The organism is Paraburkholderia sp. FT54 (genome assembly GCF_031585635.1).
Taxonomy (GTDB): Bacteria; Pseudomonadota; Gammaproteobacteria; order Burkholderiales; family Burkholderiaceae; genus Paraburkholderia.
Genome location: NZ_CP134196.1, coordinates 2,760,540 through 2,772,430, shown reverse-complemented (window position 1 = coordinate 2,772,430; position 11,891 = coordinate 2,760,540). Strand labels below are relative to the sequence as shown.

General features: G+C 64.5%; 4 protein-coding genes. All 4 read right to left on the bottom strand.

What is annotated here, in order from left to right:
• Positions 1-106 precede the first annotated feature (106 nt).
• Positions 107-2,326, bottom strand: a complete 2,220-nt coding sequence (gene glgX, locus RI103_RS32045) for a glycogen debranching protein GlgX (protein ID WP_310816733.1) — start codon at positions 2,324-2,326, stop codon at positions 107-109.
• Between the two features lie 107 nt (positions 2,327-2,433).
• Positions 2,434-4,644: a 1,4-alpha-glucan branching protein GlgB gene (gene glgB, locus RI103_RS32040; protein WP_310816732.1), complete on the bottom strand. Its 2,211-nt coding sequence runs from the start codon at positions 4,642-4,644 to the stop codon at positions 2,434-2,436.
• Positions 4,637-8,104 carry a maltose alpha-D-glucosyltransferase gene (treS, locus tag RI103_RS32035; RefSeq protein WP_310816730.1) on the bottom strand — a complete coding sequence of 1,156 codons (3,468 nt, stop codon included), beginning with the start codon at positions 8,102-8,104 and terminating at the stop codon, positions 4,637-4,639. The genes glgB and treS overlap by 8 nt, the downstream gene beginning before the upstream one ends.
• Complete coding sequence (locus RI103_RS32030; protein ID WP_310816728.1) at positions 8,101-11,541, bottom strand: maltotransferase domain-containing protein; 3,441 nt, start codon at positions 11,539-11,541, stop codon at positions 8,101-8,103. The genes treS and RI103_RS32030 overlap by 4 nt, the downstream gene beginning before the upstream one ends.
• Positions 11,542-11,891 lie beyond the last annotated feature (350 nt).

Genomic DNA, 11,891 nt, shown 5'->3' with positions numbered 1-11,891 from the left:
TCCGGAGCCGCGCATTACGCGTCTCTGGCGCCAGTGTCACCTGACGCACAACGCCGCACCATGAAGCGGCCGCCTGCAGGCTGCCTGGTGGCGGCGTCGCCGCGGCCTAAGTGGTCGGCGACGTATCGCTACTGGGCGGATGCGCACCCGGATCGGGCGGAAGCGCAGTCAGCAGCCGCGGCCCATGCTGCGCGCCGGCCTTCCAGCCGGCCTGCCAGTCCGCTTCGCCTACCGGTTGCGCGGCCAGCATCACCAGGCTATGCGCGGCTACTTCGACCTCGGGAACCGCCAGCCGATGCAGCGCGCTCTCCGGCTCAGCAGTGTCTAACAGCACATGCCATTCCAGGTGCGGTGCGGGCGGTGTAAAACGCAGTATTTCCTCGTTGGCATTGAGCATCATCAACAATACTTCTGTTTCGCCGTTTAAGCCTGGACCCGCGCGGCGCAGCGTGAATGCGCGGCCTTCGGGGTCTTGCCAGGCTTCGATAGTGAGCGGATCGCCGTGTTCGTCGAACCAGCCGACATCGAACAGGCCGGGCAACACTTCGCGGTCGCCGACCAGAAAGCGCGTTTCGCGCAGCAGCGGATGTTGCTTGCGCAGCGCGATCACATGCGCGACGAAAGCGGTCATCTGCTGGCCGTCCGGCGATTCCGCGCGTTCCCAGTCGAGCCATGACATTTCGTTGTCCTGGCAGTACGCGTTGTTGTTGCCGTTCTGCGTGCGCAGCGATTCGTCGCCGGCCAGCACCATCGGCGTGCCGAGCGCCATCAGCAGCGTGGCGATCAGCGAGCGCGCCACGCGTTTGCGCGTGGCGAGAATCGCGGGGTCGTCGCTCGCGCCTTCCACACCCCAATTGCGGCTGCAGTTTTCGTTATGGCCGTCGTTGTTGTCTTCGCGATTGGCTTCGTTGTGCTTCTGCTCGTAGGCGGTGACATCGGCTAACGTAAAACCGTCGTGCGACGTGACAAAATTGACCGATGCCCACGGTTTCCTCGCTCGCCGGTTGAAGAGATCCGCCGAGCCGGTCAACCGCGCGGCAAGGTCGGGCCGCAGGCCGGCGTCGCCGCGCCAGAAGCGTCGCACGGTGTCGCGGAAACGGTCGTTCCATTCGCTGAAGCCCGGCGGATGATTGCCTAGCTGATAACCGCCAGGACCGATATCCCACGGCTCGGAAATCAGCTTGCGTTGCGACAGGATCGGGTCCTGGCGCAACGCGTCGAAGAAGCCGGAGCCGGGATCGAAACCGTGCTGCTCGCGGCCGAGCGTGACGCCGAGATCGAAACGGAAGCCGTCGATATTGAACGCCGTCGACCAATAGCGCAGCGAGTCCATCACCATTTGCAGCACGCGCGGATGCGGCAGATTCACGGTGTTGCCGCAGCCGGTGTCGTTGATATGGTGACGTTCGTCGCCGGGGATCAAGCGGTAATAGCTGGCGTTGTCGAGGCCGCGCCACGACACCGTCGGCCCCATCTCGTTGCCTTCGCAGGTGTGGTTGTAGACCACGTCGAGAATGACTTCGATGCCGGCCGCGTGCAACTGACGCACGGCGATGCGCATTTCGTCGAGCCGGTGCGTGCTGAGATACGACGGCTCCGGTGCGAAAAAGGCCGCCGTGTTGTAACCCCAGTAGTTGCGCAGCCCGCGCTCCACCAGAAAGCGATCGTTGAGAAAGGCATGCACGGGCAGTAATTCCACTGCGGTCACGCCGAGTTTCAGCAGATGCTCGATGAACTCCGGCGAAGCGAGCGCCGCGAACGTGCCGCGTTCGTGCTGACGCAAATCGGCGCGCAGCATCGAGGCGCCGCGCACATGCGTCTCGTAGACAATGGTTTCGCCCCACGGCACGTTCGGGCGCTTATCGTGCGACCAGTCGAACGCCTCGTCGATCACCACGCACTTGGGCATGGCCGGCGCCGAATCGCGCCGGTCGATGGAAAGGTCCGCGCGATTCGAATGCACGCGATAACCGAACAGCGCGTCGGACCAGCGAAACTGTCCGACCAGTTTGCGCGCGTATGGATCGAGCAGCAGCTTGTGCGGATTGAAGCGATGCCCATGCTGCGGCTGATACGGACCATGTGCGCGAAATCCATAAGCGGTGCCCGGATGCGCGTTGGGCAGGTAGCCGTGCCAGACTTCGTCGGTGCATTCGGGTAGCGTGAAACGGCGCATTTCCTTGCGGCCGGTGGGATCGAACAGGCAAAGCTCGATTTTTTGCGCGTTCGCCGAGAACACCGCGAAGTTGACGCCGAGGCCATCCCAGCTGGCGCCGAGCGGATAGGGCGAACCGGGCAGAAGCCGGTCGGGCATTGCATGCGACATGATTCCCCTTCCTTGTTCTGATTTCTGAACGCTATCGTGGGTCTTCATGCAACGAGCGCGCGGCGCGAAAATTTCGCACGCCGCGCGCTCGCTTCACAGCACATCCTTCAATCCGCGCGCAATACGATCGTTGCAAGCGGCGGCAGCGTCAGTGAAGCGGAATGCGGCCAGCCATGGCTCGATTGGGAGTCGGTATGGATCAGCCCGCCGTTGCCCATGTTCGAGCCGCCATACACGCCGGCGTCCGTATTGAGCACTTCCGACCAGCGTCCGCCGCGCGGCATGCCGATCCGATACCCGACTCGCGGCACCGGCGTCATATTGCAGACTACGACGAGTTCGCGGCCGGCGCCATCGGTGCGGCGATAGGCGAATACGCTGTTGCCGCTGTCGTCGCCGATCAGCCATTCGAAGCCGCCCGGCTCGCAATCGAGCAGATACAGCGCGGGCTCGTCGCTGTATAGCCGGTTCAGGTCGCGCACCAGCTTCTGCACGCCGTGGTGATTCGGATCGTCGAGCAGATGCCAATGCGGCGACGTGTCGTGATCGAACTCCGCGAGCTGGCCGAATTCGCCGCCCATGAACAGCAGCTTCTTGCCCGGATGCGTCCACATGAAACCGTAGTAAGCACGCAGATTGGCGAATTTCTGCCACCTGTCGCCGGGCATCTTGCCGAGCAATGAGCCCTTGCCGTGCACCACTTCGTCGTGCGAGAGCGGCAGCACGAAGCGCTCCGAGTACGCGTACACCATCCCGAACGTCAGCATGTGGTGATGGTATTGGCGGTAGACTGGATCTTCTTCCATGTAGTGCAGCGTGTCGTGCATCCACCCCATGTTCCACTTGAACTGGAAACCGAGGCCGCCGTCTTCGACACGCGCCGTCACGCCCGGCCATGCGGTCGATTCCTCGGCGATCGTGATCGCGCCCGGCACGCCCGGCACGTAGCCGACTTCGTGATTCAGGCGCTTCAGGAACGCAATCGATTCGAGGTTTTCGCGGCCGCCGTAAATGTTCGGCACCCACTCGTCGGCGGCGCGCGAATAGTCGCGGTATAGCATCGAGGCGACCGCGTCCACGCGCAGACCGTCGACGTGGTAGCGCTTCAACCACGCCAGCCCCGAGGCGACCAGGAACGCGCTCACCTCGTTGCGGCCGAGGTTGTAGATCATTGTGTTCCAGTCCTGGTGATAGCCTTCGCGCGGGTCGGCATGCTCGTAGAGCGGCGTTCCGTCGAAGTCGATCAGACCGTGCGCGTCGTTCGGAAAGTGCGCGGGGACCCAGTCGAGAATCACGCCGAGCCCGGCTTCGTGCGCCTTGTCGACGAACCGCGCAAACTGTTCGGGTTTGCCGAAGCGCGCCGACGGCGCGAACTGCCCGAGCGGCTGATAGCCCCACGATCCACCGAACGGATGCTCGGCAATCGGCATGAACTCCACATGCGTGAAGCCCATGCTTTTGACGTACGGAATCATCCGTTCCGCGAGTTCATCCCAATCGAGTCCGCGCTGACCCTGTTCCGCGACACGCAGCCAGGACTCGGCATGCGCTTCGTAGATCGAGATCGGCGAGCGCGGGGTCTGTTTGCCGGCGCGCGACTGGATCCATTCGTGATCGGTCCACGGAAACTGCTCGATCTCGTCGACGTGCGCCACGATCGACGCGGTGCCCGGCGGCTTCTCCGTTTGCATCGCGCACGGATCGGCCTTGAGGGGCAGCGGATGGCCGTCGAGCGACAGCAACTCGTATTTGTAGCGCGTGCCCGGACCGACACGCGGCACGAACAATTCCCACACGCCGGCCTGATGCCGCAGCCGCATCGGATGACGGCGGCCGTCCCACGCATTGAAATCGCCCACCACCGAAACGCGCCGCGCGTTCGGCGCCCATACGGCGAAGCGCACTCCCGGCACGCCGTGGAATTCCATCGGGTGGGCGCCGAGGCATTCGAGCACCGCGTACGGATCGCCGCCGGCGAGCCGGCCGAGCGGCTCGTCGCCGAGAACGGGACCGAACGAATACGTGTCCTCGATTTCCTGCACCACGCCATGCCAGTCGATGCGCAAACGGTATGGCGCCGCGGTGGTGACGCGGCCGGCAAAGAGGCCCGGCCGCAATTGTTCGAGCTCACCGAGCAACGCACCGTCGGCGCGCGCAATCACGCTGACGTGCGTGGCGTTCGGCAACAGCGCGCGCACCACGGGCCCCGCGTTCGTCTGATGCAGCCCGAGCTGCGAAAAAGGATCGGGGTGGCGCGCTTCGACTAGCGCGTCGATCTCGAGCGGTTGGAGGCCTACGGCCGGATCATGCTCACTCATAGTCGCCCTCGGCCGGATTAGGCGGTGTGGCGGCGCCTGGCGCCTGGGTTGAGGAATCGTGGCCTTGCTGCGCGCCGGTGTCGCCGAGCAAACGGCTGGTGAGCGCGGCGAGGCCGCGTACCGGCAAGCTGAGCCACGTCGGGCGGTTGGCCGCTTCGTAACGGATTTCGTAGGCGGCTTTTTCGATCAGGAACAGATCCAGCAAGGCCTGTTCGGCTTCGGGCGCGACGAGCGGCGTCGACGCCTGCGCGGCAGCCGCGCGGTACTCGCTGAGGAATGTTTCGGTGGCATACGCGCGGAAACGGTCGAACAGCGTGCGCTTGCGATCGGCGGTCTGTTGCGGCGCGGCTTCCGTGGTGGACTGCGCGGCCGCGCTCGCATACGACAGCGAGCGCATCAAGCCGGCCACGTCACGCAGCGGGCTCGACTTCTGACGACGCTCTTCCAGCGTCCGTGCCGGCTCGCCTTCGAAGTCGATCAGATACGCGTCGCCCTGCGCGACCAGCACCTGGCCGAGATGGAAGTCGCCATGAACGCGAATGCGCAGCGCGCCCGTGTCGACGGAAACCAGCTTGTCCACGGCGGCCACCAGTTTCTTGCGACGGTCGATCAGGCTTTGCGCCAGCGCCTTCGTTTCCGGATCGCTCATCTGCTCGATGCGCGGCGCGAGCAGATCGAGCGCGCTGGCGAGCATTGCCTGCGTGCCGTCCACCCATGCCTTTACCTGCTCCGCGCTGGCGGGTTCCGGCGCGAACGCCGGATCGTCCGTCGGCGAGGCGAGCGCCACGTGCAGTTCGCCCAGCCGTCTGCCGATGATGCCGGCCAACGTGCTGTAGCCTTCCATCAGGATTGCCTCGTTGGCACGGTCCGGCGCCGTTTGCGTTTCGGTATCGACGGCGATGGCGAGTTCGTCCACCGAGCGGCGCAGATAGTCGAGCGACCAGTTCCACGCGTCGCCCTGATTCTCGACATAGCCTTGCAGGATGCAGAGCGTGTGCGGCACGCCTTCAGGATCGACGCGCACTACTTCGCCGTACAGCGGCGCGGTGTTCGCATAGCCCAGTTGCGTCAGGTAGCGGCTGATCTCGGCTTCCGGATGGATGCCGCTCACAAGGCGGCGCACCAGTTTCAGCACGACCGCATCGGCGATGATCAACGAGCTGTTGCTTTGCTCGGCCGCGAGCCAGCGGATCTCCGGCCGTTCGCCGAGTCCTTCGAGTTCGGCGAAACGCTCGGTCGGCAGGAACTTGATTTCGCTCTTCTGCACGGTCGGTACGACGGCGCGTTCGCGCAGCTTGCGCATCACGCCGTGAGCGAAGATCGGCAGGGCGAATGCGTCCGTCAGATGGCCGACGTTGCGGCCGCGTCGCACGCGTGCCAATGCTAGTTGCTTGAACAGCGGGAAAGTGGTTTCGCCGCCCCACGTGATCGCGATCGGCACCACGTAGCGCTCGGTGTGATTGCCCACGTCCGCTTCGATTTCGGTGAAGGCGAAGCCACCGTTCGGAATCGTGGTCAACGCCGCGAGCCGCACCGCGTTAAGCTTTTCATCCTTCGACGCGAACCAGCGGCGCCGGCTCAGCCACGAAGGCAGCACTTCCGATTCGAGCAGACGCACGTTCTCCGGGGTCGGTCCGACCTGGCCTTCGCGAATCACGATCGTGACGAATTCCGGCAGCGGTTCCGAATGCGCCTGCGCCCACGTCGGACGCTGGCCGCCCTCGCACAGCAGGAACCACAGAAAGCCGTACGGCGGGAACGTCAACAGATAGGTCAGTTGGCCGATGGCCGGGAACACGGAATCGGCGGTCATTTCGATCGGCACCGCACCGTTGAACTCGGACAGATCGAGCTCCACCGCTTGCGGAGCGCGCGACAGATTCGCCACGCACAGAATCGGCGGCTCGCCTGGCATTTCGCGCAGATACGCAAGGATCTTGCGGTTTTCCGGCTTCAGGAAACGGATCGTGCCGCGCCCGAAAGTCTGCTTCGCGCGGCGCGTGGCGAGCATGCGCCGGGTCCAGTTCAGCAGCGAATGCGGGTCGCGGCTTTGCGCTTCCACGTTCACGGCGTCGAAGCCGTACAGCGAGCCCATGACCGGCGGCAGCACCAGTTGCTCAGGGTCGGCGCGCGAGAAACCGCCGTTGCGATCCGACGACCACTGCATCGGCGTGCGCACACCGTCGCGGTCGCCGAGGTGGATGTTGTCGCCCATGCCGAGTTCGTCGCCGTAATAGATCACGGGCGTGCCAGGCATGGAGAGCAGCAGCGAATTGATCAGCTCGATACGGCGGCGGTCGCGCTCCATCAGCGGCGCGAGGCGGCGGCGAATGCCGAGATTGAGCCGCGCGCGGCGATCGCTCGCGTAGGTGTTCCACAGATAGTCGCGCTCGGAATCCGTGACCATCTCGAGCGTCAGCTCATCGTGATTGCGCAGGAAAATTGCCCACTGGTTCGTTTCGGCGAGGTCCGGCGTTTGCCTCATGATGTCGGTGATCGGGAAGCGATCTTCGCTCGCTATCGACATGTAGATACGCGGCATCAGCGGGAAGTGGAATGCCATGTGGCATTCGTCTTCATCGCCGAAATATTCCTTCACGTCTTCCGGCCACTGGTTGGCTTCGGCGAGCAGCATCCGGTTCGGATACTCGGCGTCGATGGTGGCGCGAATCTTCTTGAGCACCGCGTGCGTTTCCGGCAGGTTCTCGTTGTTGGTGCCCTCGCGTTCGACCAGATACGGCACCGCGTCGAGCCGCAGCCCATCGATGCCCATATCGAGCCAGAAACGCATGACCTGCAGCACCTCTCGCAGCACGGCCGGATTGTCGAAATTCAGATCGGGCTGATGCGAGTAGAAGCGGTGCCAGTAATACGCGCCCGCCACGGGATCGTGCGTCCAGTTGGACGGCTCCGAGTCGATGAAGATGATCCGCGTTTCCTGGTACTTCTGATCGGTGTTGGACCAGACGTAGTAGTTGCGGTGGTTCGAGCCCGGCTTCGCGCGGCGCGCGCGCTGAAACCACGGATGCTGATCCGACGTGTGGTTGATCACCAGCTCCGTAATCACGCGAATGCCGCGCGCGTGCGCTTCCTGAATGAAGCGCTTCACGTCGGCAATCTGACCGTAGTCGGGGTGCACGCTGCGGTAATCGGCGATGTCGTAGCCGTCGTCGCGCCGCGGCGACGGATAGAACGGCAGCAGCCAGATCGCGTTCACACCGAGTTCGGCGATGTAGTCGAGCTTCGCGATCAGCCCGGGAAAGTCGCCGACGCCGTCGTTGTTCGCGTCGAAGAACGACTTGATGTGCACCTGATAGATGATCGCGTCTTTGTACCAGAGCGGATCGTCGCTCAAGGCTGCGGGCCTGCCACGCCGATGCGCACGCGCTTTCGCGGCGCTGCCGGTGGCTGTGTTCATGTTGGCCTGCGACGTGGGTTGGGCTGGATCGTCACGCTTCATGTCGCACCTTCCGTTGGGGTTGGGTTGCCAGCGTCTGCGTGATAGTCGCTGTCGGCTTCATCCGGCCGTTCGGCGGGCAGGCCGCCGAGCGGCGCGATGCGCCAGATCGAGAACGGCTGGCCCGACCCGAGCTGGACGTGCTGCCAGCGGCCGTGCCATTCGAAGCGCGCGCCGGTCATCTGGTCGGTGACTTCCAGCGGGCCATGATCGTGCAGATTCCATTTCTGGAAAGTCTCCCACGACAATTCGATATCCGCGCCCTGTTCGTTGAACGGGTCGAGATTGATCGCGACAAGAATGACGTTGTCGCGTGATTCGGTTGCTTTCTCGAAGAACAGGATATGGTCGTTGTGCGCGGGCAGGAACGTGAGGCCGAGATGCGTTTGCAGCGCCGGGTTGGCACGGCGAATCCGGTTCAGCGCGCTGATCTCGCCGACGATATTGCCGGGCCGGCTCCAGTCCCACGCGCGCAACTGGTATTTCTCGGAGTTGAGATATTCCTCGCTGTTCGGCAGCGCGGCGGCTTCGCATAGCTCGAAACCGCTGTACACGCCCCACAGACCGGCCAGCGTCGAGGCAAGCGCGGCGCGAATCAGAAAGCCCGTGCGTCCCTGCGACTGCAAATGCCGCGGGTTGATGTCCGGCGTATTGACGAAGAAGTTCGGCCGGTAGGAATCACGCGCTCCAGTTTGCGTGAGCTCGGTCAGGTACTCGATGAAATCGCGCTTCGATTCCCGCCACGTGAAGTATGTGTACGACTGTGAGAAACCGATCTTGCCGAGCCGGTTCATCATGCGCGGCCGCGTGAAGGCTTCGGCGAGGAAGATCGTGTCGGGATAGCGCGCGCGGATATCGCCAATCACCCATTCCCAGAACGGCAGCGGCTTGGTGTGCGGATTGTCGATGCGGAAAATATGCACGCCCGCTTCGATCCAGAACAGGAAGACGTCGCGCAGCGCGAGCCACAAATCGGGCTTGGCGTCGTGCGCATAGAAGTCGGGATTGACGATGTCCTGATACTTCTTCGGCGGATTTTCCGCGTAGCGCAGCGTGCCGTCCGGGCGCCACGCGAACCACGTCGGGTGCTCCTTGAGCCATGGGTGATCCGGCGAACACTGCACCGCGAAATCGAGCGCGATTTCGAGGCCGTGCGCGTGCGCGGCGGCGAGCATGGCCTTGAAGTCGTCGAGTGTGCCGAGTTGCGGATGCACGGCGGTGTGGCCGCCTTCGACCCCGCCGATCGCATACGGGCTGCCGACGTCGCCCGGCTGCGCGTTCAACGTGTTGTTGCGGCCCTTGCGATTCGCCACGCCGATGGGGTGAATCGGCGGGAAATACAGCACGTCAAAACCCATGTCGCGAATGCGCGGCAGTTTCGTCGTGACATCGGCGAAGGTGCCGTGGCGCGATTCGTCGTCGCTCATCGAACGCGGGAAGATCTCGTACCAGCTGGCGAAGCGCGCGGCCGTGCGGTCGGCGTCGATCTTGTAGATGACCGGATCGCGGCTCAGGAACGGCCGGTGGCGCGCGGCGGTCATCGCCTTAGCGGTGGTCGGCGCGAGCAGCAGCGCGAGCTTCGTCTCCGCGTCGGCCTTGGTGAAGACCTTGACGATATGTTCGAGCGGTTCGGTGACCGCGCCTTCGGCGGTTTCCACTTCGGCGAGCACCAGCGCGAACAGATGCGACGCTTCGTCGAGTTCGAGTTCGACGGTTTGTCCCGCCTTCAGTTTTTTCTGTACGTGTTCGACCAGCGAAGCGAAGTCGTCGCGCCACGCGATCACGGTGAATTCGTGACGGCCCATGCGTTCGAGCGGAATGCGCGCTTTCCAGATATCGAGGCCGGCGGGTTGCGCCGGTTCCATCAACACTTCGTGCCATGCGGTTTCGTCGGCGGCGCGCCAGATCACGGCGGCGGCGATCTTGTCGTGACCTTCGGCGAAGATCGCGGCGGTGATTTCGGCGCGTTCGCCCACGCTGCGCTTGGCCGCGAAGCGACCATTATCGACCGACGGCGTCACGCTCTCGATCGCCACGCGCGGCGCGCTGAGCGCCTCGATCACGCTCTTGCGGCCGCTGCGCTTGCTATTCGCTTTGTCGATGGGCGGCGCGAGACGGATCGGCTTCTCCGTGACCGCGCGGAACAGGCGGACCGCGCCGGGCGCGAGAGTGAACGGCGTGAGCGTGGCCGGCAAGGCGCTGCCGGGCGCATCGAGCGGCACGAAGCGCGTGAAGTTGCCCGGCACGCCCGCGAGGAAGCGGGCAGGGTCCACGCGTAGCGGCGCGCCGATGTCGGGATTGATTGCGATCAGGATCGCTTCGTCGGCATCGCGCAGGTCGGGCTGGTCGGCGCGCAGCAATACCGCCGCGGGTGCGCCGGGTCCGCTGAGCGGGCGCAATTCACCGTTGGCGTGCAGCGTCTTCGTATTGCGCGCCACCTGGTTTGCGTGCGTGATGCGTTCCGAGAGATCGAATTGCCTGGCTTGGGCAGCGAGGGCGAACTGCGAAGCGTCGCCGCGCGTCTGCAACATCGGCTCGGTGATGCCGTATTCAAAACCCATCGGCATCATCCAGCCCGTGCCGATGGCAGCCGACGTGAGCAGCGCGCGCCGGTACGCCCGCTCGACGATAGCGGCGTCGTGCGCATCGCTCAACTCGGCGGCGAGGCGGGTGCCGTAAGGCGCTTCGGGAAACGCGATGGGCGCGCCGATGCGCGCGAGCGCGGCATGCTCCTCGACCATCCAGCTTGCGCGAAAGTCCCACCAGCGCACCGACGAAAACACGCTGTCGAAGCCGGCGCCTTGCAGGCCGAGCAGATCGTCGCGGGCCAAGCCGGGTGTGGCGGCGAGAAAACGCACCTGAGGATGCCGCGCGCGCACCGCATCGCTCAATTGCCGCCAGACGGCGCCCGGCACGCGATGCGGCGAGTCGAACCGGAAGCCGCCCACGCCGGCGTCGGCAAGCGCCAGCAATTGTTGTGTCCACCAGCCGACCAGCGCGGCACTGCTGCCGGCGTCGTTGAAGTTGGCATACGCGACGTTGTCTTCGCGATGCACATGGCGCGGATCGAGCCGCGCCTCTTCAGATTCGAATGGCTGGAACCAGTCGGCATGTTCGGCGTACAGCGCGCCATCGGCGGCCATCCGGTCGATCACCAGATCGACTAGCAAGGTCAGGCCGTTCTGCCCGGCGGCGTCCGCGAGCGTGCGTATCGCCTCGGTGGCGGGCTGCTGGGACTCGAAGACCGGATGCAGGCGGGCGTGGTTGCCGACCACTTGTCCGTGGCCGGCTCGTCCAGGCTCGAAGAGGCTGCCGATCAGCGCGTGATCGAAGCCCAGCGCGGCTGCATGCGCGAACTGCGCAGGCCATGCATCGAGTGGCCCAACCAGAAGTGAATGAAAAAAGTAAATCCGCGGCGCGTACCCGTTTGGAGATTCCATCGGTCGTTTCCAGATTTGTCCTGCTGCGGTGTGGATGCAATTGGCATGCGATCACAGCGCTCATTGGGCTTCCAGAGCCGGATACCGCGCGATGCAAAAGCGAGGGCGCGTACTGGTCAATGTAGTGCAAAGATCGTCACGCCGCTGGCCAGTAAAGGGTGCTTTGACGCCAGGCGTCGCTAGCACGGGGCTGGCCAGATCGATTGGGAAAACGCAGCAAACGCTGTGCCAGTGCGGCGCGGCCGGGCGCGATGGGTGGGTGTGCGTGCGCCCCGCATTGGGCGTCGCAGGATGTTGCGATGGCGGGCGCGAGGCGCTGACGCGCGGGCACCGACGGCCGCCGTGTGTAA